The sequence below is a fragment of the Streptomyces sp. NPDC102467 genome, assembly GCF_044765445.1.
GTDB lineage: Bacteria > Actinomycetota > Actinomycetes > Streptomycetales > Streptomycetaceae > Streptomyces.
This window is the reverse complement of sequence record NZ_JBIWKA010000006.1, coordinates 162,434-179,979: the sequence shown is the minus strand read 5'-3', so window position 1 is coordinate 179,979 and position 17,546 is coordinate 162,434. Positions and strand designations below refer to the sequence as shown.

Here is a 17,546-nt window from a genome sequence, read left to right as displayed (position 1 = left end):
TGCCCCGTGGACGCACGGTGTCTAGTTCACCGTTGCTGTTGATTGTTGTGCCGACACCAACACCACGGGGGATCACGGGGCATGGGCATAGTGCTGCCCGACATCGTCGACCAAGCGCTCGACCTTGCGGGAATCGACTGGCCGAACGTCGACGAGGACGACTACACGGAGATGGCCGACTCGCTCCGCGAGTTCGCGGAGAAGTTCGAGGGCCACGGCGGTGACGCACACAAGGCGTTCACGCGGATCCTCAGCTCTTCGGAGGGCTGGGCGGTCGACTCCATGGAGAAGCACTGGTCGTATGTGAGGACCAGTCATCTGGAGAAGATCCCGGACGTGGCGCGGACGTTCGCGTTCGTGTGTGACCGGATCGCCGAGATCATCATCGCGATGAAGACGAAGGCGACGGTCGAACTGGGCGTGCTCGCCGGGACGATCGTCGCCGAACTGGCCGCGTCCGGAGTGACACTGGGCATCTCGGCGGCTGCTGCCGCGGGTGAGATCGTCCTGATGCGGCAGCTCGTGAAGCGCCTGGTCAAGGAGGCGATCAAGGAGATCGTCGCCGAGATCGCCGCCAGACTCGCGGAGCCCGTCACGGCGAAGCTGGAAGAGCTGGCCATCGACAAGGCGCTGGATCTGGCAGAGGGCGCCTTCAACCCGAACGGCGGGGCCGGCGGCGGCTCGGGCGGCATGAATCTCGCGTCCGCGGGCGGCGGAGGCGGCGGGGGTGGCGGTGCGGGCAAGCGGACCCATATCGACCATGCCGAGTTCGAGGACGGCGCCGGCAAGGTCTCGCTCCACGGCGTGGACCTCGGTGGGAAGACGCATGTCCATCTGGGCAGGGCGAAGGGCGCGTTCGGCCGGACCAAGGGACGGGACGGGTTCACCAAGACCTTCGACCACGCCCTGGAGAAGGCGCTCGACGCCGCCACCAAGTCGGTCAGCCGTACCGCCAAGCACGTCACGGACGAGATCCCGCAGCGCGTGAAGGCCGCGTCCCGGCATCAGAAGACGACCGACCACAAGATCGGCAAGCAGTCCGACGGCATCGACGTGACCAAGGTCGACTCGTCGGGTGGAGCGGGCGGCGGTGGCGGCGGGGGTGGCGGGAACGGCGGCGGCGGTGGACGCGGCTCCGGCGACGGTCCCCGCCGCATGGACCCGCAGCCCGGCTGGCACGGTAGAAGCGCTGGTCAGATGCGACACTATCGGCGTGATGCGATGCATGTGGATCACCTTGAACCGGAGGCGCAGCGCCGTGCGCTGGTCGACGAAGCCAGGAATGTGGCGGACGAGGCGCAGAAGGCATCCAACGGGCCCGGCGGACAGCCTGTACCGGCCCGGGCCAGGATCAAGCAGGGGTGTGCAGGCGCCCTTTTGCACGACGGGGTGCTGACAGGGCACTCCAGCGTGACGAAGCTGAAGGCGAATCCGCAGAACCAGGATCCGCAGCAGCAACTGGATACGCATCCCGCTCTGCAATCCGTCCTGGACGACGTGAGGCGACAGGCGGAAAGCGAAGGGGAACTGGTGGGGACCGGGCACGGACAGTGCACCGAAGTGGCGCTGATATCCGACCGGTTGCACGCCATTTCGGAGCGTGACGGCGTCGACATACGGACTGCCGAGGACATCAGGCGCGTCCTGGACGGGGCGCAGGTGCATACGCGGCAGATCGGTGACATGAACCCGAACAGACCCGGATTTTTGAGTCACGGTGATTACAAGAAACCCTGCCCCTCCTGCGAGCGCATGCTGCCGCTCGTCAACGTCACGGCTGTTTGACCGAAATCCGAGAAGAGGGATGAGAACTGTGCCCGTTTTGAAAACTCCGGAGGAAGTGGATGCCTGGCTCTCGAACGCCGGGTGGTTTCCGGGGCGCAGGTGTGACGACCTGGCCGCTGCTGAGGTGGCGAGTGTCGTAGAGGATTTCCGTGACGACGGCGGCCATCTCGATGTCATCGAGCCGGCTGTTGCTTTCCTGCGTGAGCACGTCGGTCTCGTGGCGCCCCGGCACGCCTCCACGGAGGACCGGGTGGAGTTCAACCCGCGTCTCATGTACCGGGAGGCGGCGGAAGACGTACAGGAACTCGCCGACGGGCTCGGGAAGAAGATCTTCCCCGTCGCGCACGACACGTACGACGGTGGAACGGTCCTCATCGACGAGGTGGGACGGTTCTTCTACCTGCATCACAGCGGCGCGTACTTCCTCGGTGACGACAAGTACTCGGCACTGATGAGTTATTCGCGGGGTTACCCGCTCGAGGATGCGGAAAACCACTATGCCTGAGCACGTTCCGATGACCGCCGCGTCCCTGCTGGTGAACGGGCAGATCTTCAGCCAGACCGATGTCGACCCGAATTCCGAGCCGGATCTGCATCCTGCGGTTGCCGAGTTTCTTCAGCAGCTCCCCGCCGCGCAGCGAGAACCCTTCATGGGCCACTGCGCGGAGTCCGCCCTGATCTCCGACCAACTGTGGGGCCTGGACCAGCAGCGTGCGGACGGGAGCAGCACGGCTCTCGATGAAGCGCTGGCTCATTTCTCGGGGGCGGCCCTGGTGGCGAGAAAGGTGCGGCCGACGGGCGATCCGGAACACGGACGTCATGCGGAGCCCTGTCGCGCCTGCACTGCTCTGATCGAGCGTCTGGGTATCGAGTTGATGGACGCGTGACGCAGCACGATCGGCCCGCGGAGAGGATCGGCTGGGCCCCGGGCCGGAACGTCGAGCAGGATGCGATGCGCGCGGCATTGCGACTCGGCGCGATGGCGGAGGGCTACGCGACGGATCTCCCGCTCTTCCCCGCCGCGAAGTCCTTTCTGAGGGAGTTCTACGGCCTCGACCACCGGCCCACGGAACCGGGCCGGGAAGTCGCGTCCAGCGGGTTCTCCATCGACCCGGAGAAGGCCAGATTCCAACTGGTCCGGCTGAGCCGCCTGTCGGCCGAGCTCCGCACGGGTCTGTTCCCGGTCGGTGTCACGGAGAACGACTCCGTTCTCGCCGTGGGCGAGGAGGGGCAACTGCTCTCCTTCGGGCTCGGCGGTGCCTGGCAGGTGGGGGACAGCGCGCTCGAAGGCATCGAGAACCTGATCGCAGGGACCGCTCCGCGCAGGCTTCGCGAGACCGGGCACGCCTGGGACGTGCGACCGACGGCGGCAGGCAGTCCCGTGGTCGGGGCCGTACAAGCGGCGTTGACCGCCGTGTACGTGCTGCATCACCACGGGATCTACAGCGCCAGGAAGCTCTGCCTGACCCTGACCAGTCTCCGCGGCAGCGGGGCCGGGATCGCTCAGCGGTCGATCCGCATACCGCGTGGGCGGCTGGAGGAGACCCTGACGCCGATCACGCGTGAGGTGGACGAAGTCCTGGCGGCCCACTCCGGCGGTGCGGGCTGCGAGGTGCGGCTGGAGGTGGAAGCGGGCCGCGCGCAGGCGGAGAGGCCGGCCGGGCTGGTCCGGTTCTCCGTTCGCTTCGGCCATGCAGCCATGCGGGCCGACGATCTGGAGGCCGGCTTCCGTGTCGGAGCGGGCGCGCACATCGGCAGCCTGCACCGTCGCGTCGAGGACGCTCGGCTCAGTCTGCGACAGATGGCGTGAGAGGCGGGACGCCTCTCAACTGCTCGCCCAGCGCCAGGCGTTCGCGCTGTACCGGCAGGTGATCGCCGTGCCGCTCGCCGTCGTGGTGGAGGCGCCGTGGTCGACGTTGCGGCAGAACTGGCCGGCCGCGTAGCAGTTGCCCGCGTTCGAGGTGATGGAGCAGGTGCCGCCCCCGCCGCCTCCGCTGCTGCCCCCACTCGAACTGCCGCCACCGCTGCCGCCGCCGGAGCCCGCGGCCGGCTTCGACGTGACGGTGACCTTCACCTTCACCGTCTTGGTGGCGGTCACTGTTGGGGCGGGTTTCGGCGTGGCTGTCTCTGTCGCGGTCGCCGTCGCTGTTGTCGTGACGGTGGTGGTCGGCCTGACCTGGTCCGCCGCCACCGTGGTGCTGCCGCTGTTGTCGCCGCCGTCCCCTGCGGCGCCGAGGCCCGCGCCCAGGACGAGCGCCACACCGATGGCGGGAAGCACGATGCGCTTGCGCGCCCATTTCGGTGCGGTGCGTACGCCAGGTCCTGGCGGTGGTGCGGGCATGTACGGGTTGGCCATGGTGTCCCCCTGGGCCGCTGGTGAGGGGGAGAGCTTATGGGGCTGTGGGGAAAGTGTGTAGGCGGCATGGAGGACAGGTGATGTTTTCGTGACCGGCCGGGCGCCCGGCGAGCGCCCGGCCGATTCGCACGGTCCGGCGCCGAGGGGGGAGCGCCCGGCCGGTTCACGCGGTCCGGACCCGCTGTCAGCCCTTCGCACACGCCTTCCCGGCGACGCTGAACGCCGTCGGCAGCCCGTTCGCCGACGACCGGCTCCCCGTGAACCCGAAGGCCGCCGATCCGTCCGCCGCCACCTTGCCGTTCCAGCTCACGTTCTTCGCCGTCACTGTCGCCCCCGACTGGCTCGCCTCCGCGTTCCACGCCTGGGTCAGCTTCTGCCCGTCCGGGAACGTCCAGCCCAGTGACCAGCCGTCCCACGCGGCCGTGCCCGTGTTCGTCACCGTCACGTCGGCTTGAAAACCTCCCGGCCATTCATTGGTGACCTTGTACGTGACCTTGCAGGCACCGTCGCCGGAACCACCGTCGCCGGGCTGCGTGGGGGTGTCCGCCGAGTCCCCGTAGAGGACGCCCCGCCCGTTCGTCGACACGTACACCCGGCCGTAGACCCGCGGGTCACCGGTGATGGCCGCGCCCGTCCAGCCCCACTGGTGGGCGTCGTCGTTGATCCGGGTCCAGGTCGCGCCCGCGTCCGTGGAGCGGAAGATGCCACGGACGCCGCCGATCTTCGCGCTGGTGAACAGTGTCTGGTAGCTCGCGCCGGGCGCTGCCTTGCCGAATCCGACCGTGTCCGCCTCGGTGACGTTCGCGAGCTTGGTGAATGAGGCGCCGCCGTCCGTCGAGTGCCACAGACCGTACGCGCCCTGCGTCGAACCGCCCGCCAGCCAGATGTCGCCCTTCGCGCCCGGCACCGCCTTGAACCGCACGGGCCCGTCCGTGGGGAGTCCGCTGGAGGCCCTCGCCGTGAACGTCGCCCCGCTGTCCGAACTCCCGTAGAAAACGCCGGACTTGAAGGCGTAGAAGGTCTTGGCGTCGGCGCGGTCCGATTCGACCACCGCGCCCGCCGGCACCCCGCTCGACGCCGTCCACGACGACCCCGAGCCCGTCTGCACACCCGCGCCCTCCGGGCTCCACAGGTACCGCCCGCCGTCCGCCGACACCGCGACCGCGCCGCCGCCCGTGACGCCCGAAGGGTCGCTGCCCGCATACCAGTTGGCGCCGTTGTCGTTCGAGAACGCGATGTGCGCGCCCGAGTCGACGTTGCCGACGCGCGCCACCGTGTCCGGCTTCGACTCGGCGAAGTCCAGGCTGGTCGTGGTCGTGAAGTTCGGGCTCGTGAACATCATCGACGGGACCTTCGTCAGATCCGTGTGGCGGAACCCGCCGATGTCGCCGAGCGCGCTCAGCAGCGGTGCCCCGGAGGGCGGGGAGGCGAGGTCGTTGACCGCCGTCTCCTCCAGGCCCTTGACCATGGGGGTGATGGAGATCGTGCCGCCGGTGTCCCATTTCCCCAGGTCATCGGCGCCGTAGACCGTCGCGCCCGTCCCGTACATCATCCGGTCCGAGTCGAACGGGTCGATCTCCAGCGCCTCCGTCATCCACCCCAGCTTCGGCGTCTGCTCAGGTGGCGCCGGATTCGCGCCCCACGTCAGCCAGGGCACGGAGGAGACGTCCATCGTGTAGCGGTTCGCGCGGTTCGGGTACGAGGAGTAGTCCCAGGCCTTCGTCCACGTACCGCCGCTGTCCGTCGAGCGGAAGATCAGCGTGTCCGGCCACCAGGAGCTGTACCCGGACACCATGACCGTGCCCGGGTGCTGCCGGTCGACGGTCAGTCCGCTGAAGCCGTAGAACGTGTCCGCCTCCGCGACCGGGCTGATGTTCTTCCACTCGCCGGTCTTCGTCGCGTACCGCCACACCTGGCCCTTGGCGCCGTCGTACGGGCCGCCCGTGTCGCTGTACGCGAGGTAGAGGTAGCCGTTCTCCGCGTCCAGGACACCCTTGTGGGCGAGATATCCGGTGGGCTGGCCCGCCACCCGCTGCCAGGTCGCGCCCGCGTCCGTCGAGCGGTACACCGCGTTGTCCTTGTCGGCCACACCGGCGTAGATCGTCTGCGTGCGGCCCGTGCCCGATCCCGTCGACTCGTCGAACGTCACCCACACCACGCCCTGGAGGTCGGAGGCGTAGCCCGACGAGTCGGACGGGTCCTGCCGGTACGTTCCGGGGTTCGGGAAGGCAGTGACCTGCGACCACGTCACGCCCGCGTCCGTCGAGCGCCACAGACCCTTGCCGCTGGGGGCGCCCAGATACAACACCTTGTCGTCGTGCGGGTCGATCGCGAGGCGTTCGCCCATGCCACGGCCCGGCATGTTTCCGCCGAGCTTGAAGGGAAGGTCCGTCTTCTTCCAGGTCGCGCCGCGGTCGGCGGAGCGCAGGACCGCGCCGTTGCCGGGGTCCCAGTCGTTCGTGTACGTGCCGACGGCCGCGTAGACCTTGTCCGGATCCACGGAGTCCGACGCCAGGGAGGCGACGCCCGTGTGACCCCAGTCGTCCCAGCCGACCGAATCGAGCAGCGGGGTCCAGGACTTGGTGTCCTGCTCCCAGCGGTAAGCGCCGCCGATGTCGGTGCGGGCGTAGGCGAGGTTCTTCTCGGTGCGGTTGAAGACGATGCCGGGAACGAAGCCGCCGCCGTCGATGCGGGCGTTCTTCCAGGTGTACGTGGAGGCGGCCACGGACCTGTGCTGTTCGGGCGGCGGCTCGGCCGCCGTCGCCGCGCCGGACGTCAACAGGCCTGCCACGAGGGCGAGTACGCCTGCCATGGGCAAGCGGGGTCTGCGCATGAGGTCTCCATGGGAGGGGGGGAGGAGCGGAGCCAGGGAGAGGGCCGGGCGACCCCTGGGGAGAGGTCGCCCGGCCCGATGTGCACGGAGCCGCCGTCAGCGGGGCGCTATTCGAGCAGCTCCGCGTACGAACCCATGGCGAGCGCGATGTCCGCCTGGGCCCAGAACCGGTGGTACGTGAACGTCGGTGCCGCGCCGCCCGCCAAGTAGGCCTCGATCTTCGACCAGTTGGGGTCGTCCTTGTAGAAGGAGCGCAGCGAGGCGAAGGTCGACGAGGAGTCGATCTTGTCGCCGTTCGGCATGGTGCCCGTCCAGCCGCCCGGCACGTAGACCGGGTCGTCGAACCGGCTGTAGTCGGCGCGCGTCTCGGGCGCGGCGACACCGAGCGCGTCCTGGTCGTGGTCCCACATGCCGTCGAGCAGCGCCTTCGCCGTCGTCTTCGCCTGCGCGTCACCGGACTTGGCGGCGTAGTACGTCAGAGTCTTGGCGTAGGCCGCCGCGACCCCGACGTCGTCCGTGTAGTCGGCCACGGTGACGTGAAGTGACGTGTTGGCGCCGGGCGTCGACGCGTTCCAGGTGTCGGGCTTGCCCGACCACTGGAGGGTCGACGGGATGCGGTACGTGCCGTCGGGGTTGATGGTCGTCTTGGACAGGGCCCAGTCGACCCACTTGTCCAGGACCGCCTTCGCGTCGGCGTCGCCCGTCTGGTGGTAGTACTCGGCGACGCGCTCCATCGACCAGGCCTGGAAGCCGAACCATTGGTTCGACGGCGGGTCGTGGTAGACGGGCGCCTCGTCGTAGTACATGCCGTAGAACGTCGGCGTACCGGACGGCGGGGTGCCGTAGCTGCCGCCCCAGCTGTTCGTCGCGCCGCCCGCGATGGCGCCCTCGTCCGACTGCAGCCAGCGGTAGAACTCCAGCTGCCGGTCGAGCGACTTGGCCCAATCCGCCTGCCCTGTGGCCGACTTGGGCTTCAGGTCGGCGACCGAGGAGAGCGCGTACGCGGCGAGCGGGTTCTGATAACCGCCGTGGGTGTGGCTGGAACCGATGCGCCAGGCCCAGCCCGCCGAGGTGTCGGTGGCGCCACCCCACGCGTAGTACCAGGACATCAGATACTGCGAGGCGTCCTTGCCGGTACCGGCCGGGCAGGTCGTCGGGCCGACGCAGTTCCCGACCTTCTTGAAGTACTTGTCGTACATCGAGTACCGCAGGTAGTCGCCCATCTTGGCGGCCTTGCCGACGGTCGCCGACACGTCGGAGCCCTTGCCCTGCTGCTTGGCCCACACGTCCGCCCAGTACGCGGCCTGCACGGCGCGGGCGTCGGCGTCCGGGGCATTGGTGAACTTCCACTGCTTGGCGTACGACGAGTCGCCGGTGAACAGGTCCAAGTACCCGTTCTTTCCACCGTACTTGAAGGCATCACAGGTCGGCTGCGGCACGGTCTCCCACACCGATTCCTGCGCGCCGCGCTGGAAGGTGTTGATGTAGGACGGGCCGGTGGCGGTCGGGCCCGCCTCGCACTTGCCCGGCTCGTTCCCGTAGCCGTAGGTGTTGTCGACGTCCTGCAGCCAGTGCATGCCGTAGACGTCGTCCGTGCCGTACGCGCTCTTCAGCTCCGCCGCGATCGGGTCGCTGCCGACGGGGACCGACGGGTCGAGCGCCGCCGGATACTGGGACGGCAGATCGTGCTCGGGCGCGTAGGTGGCAGGCTTCGAGGCGTTGTAGAAGGAGTTCGTCGGCTGGTCCGCGTGCGTGGGGATCATGTACTTCTCCATGAGGGCCCACGCCCCGTTGAACTTCGACCAGTCACCGCTGACCTTGCCGTACATCGCCTGCAGCCACAGGAGATAGCTGTACGCCTCCGACGTCGTCTCGTGCCCCTGGTCCGGCGCCTCGACGATCAGCGTCTCGACCGAGTGGTACGGGATGCCCTCCGGCGAGAAGTAGCCGTTCGCCGGGTTGGTGATCTTCCCGTAGAGATCGAGGAAGCGGGCGTCGTACGTCTTGGCGGCGGCGAGCTGGGTGACCGTGACCGCGGCCTTGGTGTGACCGGGGGCCGACACCGTGAAGGTGGCCGCGCCCGTGCCGGAGGAGTCGGCCGCGACCGTCACCTTCTGCGCGGTGTTCCAGTTCGACGGCGTGAAGGCCAGGCTTGCGCCGGAGGCGACGGAGAGGCCGGTGTTGCCGCTCGTGCGGGCCACCGTGACCGTGACGTTCGACGCCGGCTGCTTCGACAGCTTTACGTCAAAAGTGCCCGACTTCCCCTGCTGGATGCCGAGTTGGGACGGCGAAGCGACCACGGCCGGGCCTGCCGCGACCGTGATGCCGACGGGCGTCGACTCGCCGGACGCGCCCTGACTGTCGTACGCCTTCGCGTACAGGGAGTGTGTCCCGGCAGCCAGGCTGTCCGCGCCGAGCTCGTACGGCGCGGTCGTGTCCGTGCCGAGCAGCGTCGTGTCGTCGTAGAACTCGACCTTGGCGACGCTCGCCCCGTCGGCCGCAGCGGCGGTGGCGGCGAGCGGGACGGCGTCGCCCGCCGAGTAGACCGCGCCGGCCTTCGGGCTGGTGAGCACCGTGACGGGGGGCTGATGGGCGCCCGCGCAGGTCGTGCCGTTGATCGCGAAATCGGCGGGCGCTGAATTCGCGCCACTGTAAGTGAATTGCGCGCCCGTCGAGGCGGCGCCACCGGCAGCGATCTTCGCGTTGTACGCGAGGCTTTTCGCGGTGACCGTTTTTCCGGACTGCGACCAGGTCGCGTTCCAGCCGTTGGCCAGTTTCTGATTGCCGCCGTAGGTGTAGGTGAGGGTCCAGCCGTCGATCGCCTCGCTACCGCGATTGGTGATCGTCAGATCGGCGGTGAAGCCGGAGCCCCAGTCGTTGGTCTTGTAGTCGACGCTGCACTGAACTCCCGCCGCGTTGGCGGTAGTTGGCAGAGCGGCGAGAGAGGCGAGCGGTAGTGCCAGGGTGGCCGCGACAGCGGTCCACAACCGCGGGGACGGTCTTTTGGGCATGCCGGGATTCCTCCTTGCGGTTCAGTGAGCGGGGGGTGCGGCAGTGACGTGGGCGTCACAACCTGTGAACCAGTGGGAGCGCTCCCAAGGATGGGGACGAGGGAATTGAGGGTCAAGAGGCTTGAAGAGTCGAATTATTTCGACAGGGGAATTTCGGAACTCGTCTGTTGCTTGACGGCAGTTCCTTCTCTACAGTCCACCAACAACCAGTGGGAGCGGTTCCATCAGTCGACGCGCCGGCCTGTGCCGGTCGCGCCCGAGCTGCAAGGAGTCGCTCATGCGACACCCCCCGCGTCATTCCCCGCGTCATGCGTTACCCGCACTGCTGCTCGCGTGTGCCGTCTCGGCGGCCGCGCTCGTCCCCCTGACCACCGCCGCGGCCGCGGCCGCCCCCGCCTGCTCGGTGGAGTACTCCGTCACCGGGCAGTGGGACAGCGGCTTCCAGGCCGCCGTGAAGGTCACCAACAACGGTGCGGCGAAGGACAGTTGGAATCTGTCCTTCGCCTTCGCCGACGGTCAGAAGGTCACGCAGGGCTGGGCCGCGAAATGGTCCCAGTCCGGCGCGGCCGTGACCGCGGCCAACGAATCCTGGAACGGTGCGCTCGCCTCCGGCGGGAGCGTCTCCGCCGGGTTCGTCGGATCGTGGTCCGGCGCCAACACGGTGCCCACGGCCTTCAAGCTGAACGGCACGACCTGCAACACCGACGTCACCGACCCGACGGACCCGACCGACCCGACGGATCCGGGTGACGACGGCGCCGCCCCGGCTCTGAAAGTGTCCGGAAACAAGCTCGTCGACGCCTCAGGGGCGCAGCGCCGCATCCTCGGCGTGAACCGCTCCGGTGCCGAGTTCATGTGCGTCCAGGGGTACGGGATCTTCGACGGCCCGGTCGACGACGCGTCCGTCGCGGCCATCGCCGACTGGAAGGCCAACGCCGTCCGGATCCCGCTCAACGAGGAGTGCTGGCTCGGTCTCGACAACATCAAGCCCGAGTACGCGGGCGTCAACTACCAGTCCGCCATCAAGGAGTTGGTCACCAAGGTCAAAGCCCACGGCATGACGCCGATCCTGGAGATGCACTGGTCGTACGGCCAGTACACCGGGAACTCGGCAGGCTGCTCCGACGTCCACGCCACCTGTCAGAAGCCGATGCCGGACGCGCGGTACGGGCCCAGCTTCTGGTCGTCGGTGGCGAGCACCTTCAAGGACGACCCGGCCGTCGCCTTCGACCTGTTCAACGAGCCGTACCCGGACCGTGCGACCTCCAACATCGCTGACGCTTGGGCCTGTTGGAAGGACGGCGGCACCTGCCCCGGCATCGGCTACGAAGTCGCGGGCATGCAGGACCTCGTCGACGCGGTACGTGCCGCGGGCGCCAAGAACGTGATCCTCGCGGGCGGCCTCGCCTACTCCAACGACCTGGGGCAGTGGCTCGCCCACCGGCCCACCGACCCGGCCGGCAATCTCGCCGCGGCCTGGCACGTCTACAACTTCAACACCTGCGCCACCGAGAGCTGCTGGGACTCCACGCTCGCGCCCGTCGCGGCCCAGGTCCCGCTGGTGGCAGGGGAGATCGGCGAGAACACCTGCTCGCACGGGTTCGTCGACCGCGTCATGAAGTGGTTCGACGACCGGAAGCTGTCGTATCTCGGCTGGACCTGGAACACCTGGGACTGCTCCTCCGGGCCGTCCCTGATCAGCGCGTACGACGGTACACCGACCCCGTTCGGGGTCGGCCTGCGCGACCACCTGCGCGCCCTGAACGGATGACCACCCGTCACATGACCCCCGTGAGCCGAACAACCCGCATGAGCCGTAGGACCCCCACGATGAAAGGGACACCGCACACCATGAGCCGAATCAGATCGCGAGCCGGCACCGCCGTGTTCGCCGCACTCGCCCTCACCGGCGCCGCCTGTGCGGGCACCGCAGCCGCGCTGCCCGCCGACGTCGCCGTAGGGGCCGCTGCCGCCGCCTGCAGCGTCGACTACAAGGTGCAGAACCAGTGGGACAGTGGCTTCACCACCGCTGTCACCGTCACCAACAACGGCGCGGCAGTGAGCAGTTGGAACCTCAGCTGGTCCTTCGCCGGCAACCAGAAGGTCACCAACGGCTGGAACGCCGACATCACCCAGTCCGGTGCCGCCGTCACCGTCAAGAACGCTTCCTACAACGGCGCCCTCGCCACCGGGGCCTCCGCCTCCTTCGGCTTCAACGGCTCCTACAGCGGCAGCAACGCCCTGCCCACCACGTTCAAGCTGAACGGCGTCACCTGCAACGGGGCCACGGACCCGACGGACCCGACCGACCCGACCGATCCCACGGACCCGACGGACCCGTCCGGGCGAGTCGACAACCCGTACGCGGGCGCCAAGGTGTACGTGAACCCGGAGTGGGCGGAGAAGGCCGCCGCCGAACCGGGTGGCACCAAGATCTCGAACCAGCCCACCGGCGTCTGGCTCGACCGCATCGCCGCCATCAACGGGGTGAACGGTGGCATGAGCCTGCGCGACCACCTCGACGAAGCCCTCACGCAGAAGGGCAGCGGCGAAGAAGTGGTGCAGCTCGTCGTCTACGATCTGCCGGGCCGCGACTGCTCGGCCCTCGCCTCCAACGGCGAGCTCGGCCCGAACGACATCGACAAGTACAAGAGCGACTTCATCGACCCGATCGCCGCGGTCCTCGCCGACTCCAAGTACGCGGGCCTGCGCATCGTCACGACGATAGAGATCGACTCGCTGCCCAACCTCGTCACCAACGTCACGCCCCGCGCGACGGCCACGCCCAACTGTGACGTGATGAAGGCGAACGGCAACTACCAGAAGGGCGTCGGCTACGCCCTCGACAAGCTCGGCGACATCCCGAACGTCTACAACTACATCGACGCGGGCCATCACGGCTGGCTCGGCTGGGACGACAACTTCGGGCCCTCCGCCGACATGTTCAAGACGGTCGCCACCAGCAACGGCGCGCAGCTGTCCGACGTCCACGGCTTCATCGTGAACACGGCCAACTACAGCGCCCTCAAGGAGAACAACTTCACCATCGACGACTCCGTGAACGGCGTCTCGGTCCGTCAGTCGAAGTGGGTCGACTGGAACCGCTACACCGACGAGCTGTCGTACGCCCAGGCCATGCGCACGAAGCTGGTCTCCCTCGGCTTCGACCAGAACCTCGGCATGCTGATCGACACCTCCCGCAACGGCTGGGGCGGCACGGCCCGGCCCGCTGGGCCCGGTGCCAAGTCCGACGTCGACACGTATGTGGACGGCGGACGCTACGACCGCCGCATCCACCTGGGCAACTGGTGCAACCAGTCCGGTGCCGGCCTCGGTGAACGGCCGCAGGCCAACCCGGCTGCCGGGATCGACGCGTACGTGTGGATAAAGCCGCCGGGCGAGTCCGATGGTTCGAGCACCGCCATCAGCAACGACGAGGGCAAGGGCTTCGACCGCATGTGCGACCCGACGTACACCGGCAACCCGCGCAACAACAACCACCTGTCCGGGGCGCTGCCCAACGCGCCGCTGTCCGGGCACTGGTTCTCGTCCCAGTTCCAGGAGCTCATGAAGAACGCCTACCCCGCGCTGTAGGCACGCCGAAGTCCGTCGGGGCCGGGGGTGTCCTGCCCCAGGCCCCGACGGATGGCGATCTCCACCGGCGAGTACGCGCCGTCGGCCCTGACCGGCTCATAGGGCGCGGCCGGCATCAGCGGCGGCTGGGCGAGGAAGCGCGGCCGCGTCCCGTGGTGCGGCTGCGCCGCGTGCACCAGGAACGGATGGCACAGGTAGACGTCGCCGGGGGAGCCCGTCGCGTACGCGAGCGGCCGGTGCGCGGAGGCGGCCACCAACTCCGGCGCGAGCGTCAGGCCGCTCGCTCCCGCCTCCCCGTACGGCTCCAGCACCTTGGGCACGTCGAGGTGCGAGCCGACACGGATCCGGGTCGGCGCGTCCTCCTCCCCGACCTCGCTGAACAGGAACAGCATCAGCAGCGCGCGGTCGCGGGACCACAGATTCGTGAAGTACCAGCTCTCGCCCTCGGGCAGATAGCTTCCCTCGATGTGCCAGCCCGCGTCGGCGGGCTCCTCCGCGTGCGGGAACCGCAGCGGAAAGGTGCCCAGCGAATACCGGGGCTCCCAGCGGCCCTCGCCGACGAGCAGATCGTAAGCGCGGTGCAGAGCAGGGGAGTTGGGGGCGGCGGCGAACGGCCCCTGGCCCATTCCAGGCACCCAGTGCACCGGCTGCGTCCACGTAGCGGGATCGTCCGGATCGCACCCCGTCTCGCGCCACAGCAACCGTGCGCAGTCCGCGGCGACGCGGGGCGCGACGGCGCCCTCCAGCTTCACGAAGCCGTCCCGCAGGAAGCGGGACACGAGGGCCGGCCCGTCGTAGGCGTTGTCGTCCATACGTCCCATCGTGACCCGCCGCGATGGTCACGCGCCTGCTATTTTCCCACCGGTCGGCCGGACCACGGGGTCACTACGCAAACACCACCGGCGCGGACACCACAGGTGCCCGCGCCGGTGACCCGCTCGTGCGAAGGAGTCGGTCCAGGCTCAGAGGTCGAGGCTCAGACCACGTCGAACGTCGCCGGATCCGCACCGAGGCGGCGATCCTCGTTGAGGGCGCTGATCGCGCCGAGGTCCTCGGTGTCCAGCTCGAAGCCGAACACGTCGATGTTCTCCTTGATCCGCGACGGCGTCACGGACTTGGGGATGACCACGTTGCCCAGCTGGACGTGCCAGCGCAGCACGACCTGTGCGGGCGTACGGCCGTGCTTCTGCGCGATCGCGACGATCGCCGGGACCTCCAGGAGGCCCTTGCCCTGGCCGAGCGGTGACCAGGCCTCGGTCGCGATGCCCAGCTCCGCGTGCTTCTCGCGCAGGACGCGCTGCTGCAGGTGCGGGTGGAGCTCGATCTGGTTGACGGCCGGGACGACGGAGGTCTCGGCGGTCAGCCGGTCGAGGTGCTCGGGCAGGAAGTTCGAGACGCCGATGGCCTTGGCGCGGCCGTCCGCGTAGATCTTCTCGAACGCCCTGTACGTGTCCACGTACGTGTCCTTGGCCGGCAGCGGCCAGTGGATCAGGTAAAGGTCCACGTAGTCGAGGCCCAGCTTGTCGAGCGAGGCGTCGAAGGCGCGCAGCGTGGAGTCGTGGCCCTGGTCGGCGTTCCACAGCTTCGTCGTGACGAAGAGGTCCTCGCGAGGCACGTCGGACGCGGCGATCGCCCTGCCGGTGCCCTCTTCGTTGCCGTAGACGGCCGCTGTGTCGATGCTGCGGTACCCGGCCTCCAGGGCCGTCGTCACGGCCTGCTCGGCCTGGTCGTCCGGCACCTGCCACACGCCGAAGCCGAGCTGCGGCATCTCGATGCCGTTGTTCAGGATGATCGGGGGGACCTTGCTCACGAGGGGTCGATCCTTACGTCGTCGGTTGGTGGTACTCCGGGTACTCCCATGTGTACTCCATGGTCAACGATCACGGCCGTACCCGCATTCCTGCGGTCCGAGGGCGGATCATCCCCGGTACAGGGCGTCGACCTCCGCCGCGTACGCCGACTCGATCGACTTGCGCTTCAGCTTCAGCGACGGGGTCAGCAGCCCGTGTTCCTCGGTGAACTGGTGGGCCAGGATGCGGAACGTACGGATCGACTCCGCCTGCGAGACGAGCGTGTTGGCGGCCACCACCGCGCGCCGCACCTCCATCTCCAGGTCGCCGTCGCGCACCAGGTCGGCGGGGGTCATCAACTGCTTGCCGCGCATGCCGAGCCAGTGCTCGACGGCCTCCGAGTCGAGCGTGACGAGCGCCGCGATGTACGGCCGGTCGTTGCCGACGACGATGCACTGCGCGATCAGCGGATGGTCCCTGACCCGCTCCTCCAGTTGCTGCGGCGAGACGCTCTTGCCGCCGGAGGTCACCAGGATCTCCTTCTTGCGGCCGGTGATGGTGAGGTAGCCGTCCTCGTCGAGGGAGCCCAGGTCGCCGGTGGCGAGCCAGCCGTCGTGCAGCGAGGCGTCCGTCGCCTTGGGGTCGTTGAGGTAGCCCTGGAAGATGTTGTCCCCGTAGAGCCAGATCTCGCCGTCGTCCGCGATGTGGATCGTCGTGCCCGGGATGGCCTTGCCGACGGTGCCGTAGCGGGTCTGCTCGGGCGGGTTGGCGGCCGCCGCGGCCGTCGACTCGGTCAGCCCGTAGCCCTCGTAGATGGCGACGCCCGCGCCCGCGAAGAACAGGCCGAGCCGCCGGTCCATGCCCGAGCCGCCGGACATCGCCTGCCGCACCCGGCCGCCCATCGCCTCGCGCACCTTGGAGTACACCAGCTTGTCGAAGACCGAGTGCTGCATGCGCAGTGACGCCGACGGGCCGGGACCGGTGCCGAACGCCTTCGCCTCCTGTGCGTCCGCGTACTTCACGGCGCACTCCACGGCCTTGGCGAAGGGCCCGGACTTGCCGTCCTTCTCGGCCTTGCGGCGGGCCGCGTTGAAGACCTTCTCGAAGATGTACGGCACCGCGAGGATGAACGTGGGCCGGAACGCCTGGAGGTCGGGGAGGAGCGCGGCCGCGTTCAGCTGCGGCTGGTGCCCCATTTTGACGCCACCGCGCACGGCGGCGATCTGCACCATCCGTCCGAAGACGTGCGCCAGCGGCAGGAAGAGCAGGGTGGACGCCACATTGTCGCGCTTGGAGGCGAAGACCGGCTCCCAGCGGTTCACCATCGTGTCCGCCTCGAACATGAAGTTCGCGTGCGTGATCACGCATCCCTTGGGGCGGCCCGTGGTGCCGGACGTGTAGATGATGGTGGCGGTCGAGTCCGGAGTGACCGCGCGGCGGTGCCGGTGCACCGTCTCGTCGTCGAGGTGGGTGCCGGACGCCGTCACCTGACCGACCGCGTCCGAGTCCAGCTGCCACAGCCGGCGCAGATGCGGCAGCCGGTCGATGACCGTGGCGATGGTCATCGCGTGGTCCTCGTGCTCCACCACCGCGGCCGTCACCTGGGCGTCGTACAGCATCCAGAAGACCTGCTCGGCGGAGGACGTGGGATACACCGGCACGACCTGGGCGCCGATGGTCCACAGCGCGAAGTCGAACAGCGTCCACTCGTAGCGCGTGGGCGACATGATCGCGACACGGTCGCCGAATCTGATCCCCTGGGCGAGCAGACCCTTGGCCAGAGCCAGCACCTCGTCACGGAACTGGGCCGCCGTGACGTCGTGCCACTGGTTCTGCCTGTCCTTGCGGCCGAAGGCGATATGTGAGGGATCCTCCAGGGCGTGATCGAAAACGACGTCGGCCAGGCCGCCCACCGGCGGCGCCGACGCCAGAGCGGGATTGGTGAACTCGCGCAAAGTTGCTCCTTGTGGCGCTCCGCACAGCGTCGGTGACGGTACCCGACCGCGCGCCCCGGCGGGAGGGGTACCAAGTCGCCGGAAGCGCGCGGAATATGCACAGGTCAGCCGCTTAAATACGGCCACAAGGGGAGGGGTGGGACAGAATCTCTACGCTTCAGTAAGTTTCGGTGGCGTAATCTCCCGGCGCTCTTCACCGGTCTCCACGGAATCTGTACGGAG

The 17,546-nt window shown here is 68.6% G+C and carries 12 protein-coding genes; 6 read left to right on the top strand and 6 right to left on the bottom strand.

The genetic code is table 11. The features are described from left to right. Positions 1-81 precede the first annotated feature (81 nt). From ACIREE_RS13990 to ACIREE_RS13975, 4 genes are read left to right on the top strand one after another with little or no spacing between them, the layout of a single operon-like run. Entirely contained in the window at positions 82-1,785 is a 1,704-nt protein-coding gene (locus ACIREE_RS13990; protein WP_404150729.1) for a YwqJ-related putative deaminase, read from the top strand. A gap of 19 nt (positions 1,786-1,804) precedes the next feature. After that, the gene (locus ACIREE_RS13985; protein ID WP_404150727.1) at positions 1,805-2,290 is read left to right on the top strand and encodes an SUKH-3 domain-containing protein; all 486 of its coding nucleotides are present in this window, start codon (positions 1,805-1,807) and stop codon (positions 2,288-2,290) included. Between the two features lie 10 nt (positions 2,291-2,300). Then, positions 2,301-2,672: a YwqJ-related putative deaminase gene (locus ACIREE_RS13980; protein ID WP_404150725.1), complete on the top strand. Its 372-nt coding sequence runs from the start codon at positions 2,301-2,303 to the stop codon at positions 2,670-2,672. Next, on the top strand, positions 2,669-3,595 hold the full coding sequence (locus tag ACIREE_RS13975; protein WP_404150723.1) for an SUKH-3 domain-containing protein: 927 nt from the start codon (positions 2,669-2,671) through the stop codon (positions 3,593-3,595). The genes ACIREE_RS13980 and ACIREE_RS13975 overlap by 4 nt, the downstream gene beginning before the upstream one ends. A 15-nt stretch (positions 3,596-3,610) precedes the next feature. Here ACIREE_RS13975 and ACIREE_RS13970 read toward each other — a convergent pair whose 3' ends face one another. From ACIREE_RS13970 to ACIREE_RS13960, 3 genes are all read right to left on the bottom strand, one after another. Continuing rightward, positions 3,611-4,141, bottom strand: coding sequence for a hypothetical protein (locus tag ACIREE_RS13970; RefSeq protein ID WP_404150722.1), 531 nt, complete (start codon positions 4,139-4,141; stop codon positions 3,611-3,613). 184 nt (positions 4,142-4,325) lie between these two features. Continuing rightward, complete coding sequence (locus tag ACIREE_RS13965; protein ID WP_404150720.1) at positions 4,326-6,974, bottom strand: cellulose binding domain-containing protein; 2,649 nt, start codon at positions 6,972-6,974, stop codon at positions 4,326-4,328. Between the two features lie 107 nt (positions 6,975-7,081). Next, positions 7,082-9,985 carry a glycoside hydrolase family 48 protein gene (locus ACIREE_RS13960; protein ID WP_404150718.1) on the bottom strand — a complete coding sequence of 968 codons (2,904 nt, stop codon included), beginning with the start codon at positions 9,983-9,985 and terminating at the stop codon, positions 7,082-7,084. A 277-nt stretch (positions 9,986-10,262) separates the two neighbouring features. Between ACIREE_RS13960 and ACIREE_RS13955 the strand changes: the two genes are divergently transcribed. Both ACIREE_RS13955 and ACIREE_RS13950 read left to right on the top strand, forming a co-directional pair. Further along, positions 10,263-11,756 (top strand): cellulose binding domain-containing protein, encoded by a 1,494-nt coding sequence (locus tag ACIREE_RS13955; RefSeq protein ID WP_404150716.1) that lies wholly within the window; start codon positions 10,263-10,265, stop codon positions 11,754-11,756. An 80-nt stretch (positions 11,757-11,836) separates the two neighbouring features. Further along, positions 11,837-13,579, top strand: coding sequence for a glycoside hydrolase family 6 protein (locus tag ACIREE_RS13950; RefSeq protein WP_404150714.1), 1,743 nt, complete (start codon positions 11,837-11,839; stop codon positions 13,577-13,579). Here ACIREE_RS13950 and ACIREE_RS13945 read toward each other — a convergent pair. From ACIREE_RS13945 to ACIREE_RS13935, 3 genes are all read right to left on the bottom strand, one after another. Next, complete coding sequence (locus tag ACIREE_RS13945) at positions 13,564-14,391, bottom strand: phytanoyl-CoA dioxygenase family protein (protein ID WP_404150713.1); 828 nt, start codon at positions 14,389-14,391, stop codon at positions 13,564-13,566. The genes ACIREE_RS13950 and ACIREE_RS13945 overlap by 16 nt on opposite strands. 164 nt (positions 14,392-14,555) lie before the next feature. Next, positions 14,556-15,347, bottom strand: a complete 792-nt coding sequence (locus ACIREE_RS13940; protein ID WP_404151216.1) for an aldo/keto reductase — start codon at positions 15,345-15,347, stop codon at positions 14,556-14,558. Between the two features lie 150 nt (positions 15,348-15,497). Further along, on the bottom strand, positions 15,498-17,324 hold the full coding sequence (locus tag ACIREE_RS13935; RefSeq protein ID WP_404150711.1) for an AMP-dependent synthetase/ligase: 1,827 nt from the start codon (positions 17,322-17,324) through the stop codon (positions 15,498-15,500). Positions 17,325-17,546: the final 222 nt, after the last annotated feature.

Bases quoted from the DNA above. Each gene is read 5' to 3' on its own strand.
- ACIREE_RS13965 (WP_404150720.1), bottom strand. From the start codon at position 6,974: ATGCGCAGACCCCGCTTGCCCATGGCAGGCGTACTCGCCCTCGTGGCA.
- ACIREE_RS13950 (WP_404150714.1), top strand. From the start codon at position 11,837: ATGAGCCGAATCAGATCGCGAGCCGGCACCGCCGTGTTCGCCGCACTC.
- ACIREE_RS13980 (WP_404150725.1), top strand. From the start codon at position 2,301: ATGACCGCCGCGTCCCTGCTGGTGAACGGGCAGATCTTCAGCCAGACC.
- ACIREE_RS13945 (WP_404150713.1), bottom strand. From the start codon at position 14,391: ATGGACGACAACGCCTACGACGGGCCGGCCCTCGTGTCCCGCTTCCTG.
- ACIREE_RS13940 (WP_404151216.1), bottom strand. From the start codon at position 15,347: ATGCCGCAGCTCGGCTTCGGCGTGTGGCAGGTGCCGGACGACCAGGCC.
- ACIREE_RS13955 (WP_404150716.1), top strand. From the start codon at position 10,263: ATGCGACACCCCCCGCGTCATTCCCCGCGTCATGCGTTACCCGCACTG.
- ACIREE_RS13970 (WP_404150722.1), bottom strand. From the start codon at position 4,141: ATGGCCAACCCGTACATGCCCGCACCACCGCCAGGACCTGGCGTACGC.
- ACIREE_RS13960 (WP_404150718.1), bottom strand. From the start codon at position 9,985: ATGCCCAAAAGACCGTCCCCGCGGTTGTGGACCGCTGTCGCGGCCACC.
- ACIREE_RS13990 (WP_404150729.1), top strand. From the start codon at position 82: ATGGGCATAGTGCTGCCCGACATCGTCGACCAAGCGCTCGACCTTGCG.
- ACIREE_RS13985 (WP_404150727.1), top strand. From the start codon at position 1,805: ATGAGAACTGTGCCCGTTTTGAAAACTCCGGAGGAAGTGGATGCCTGG.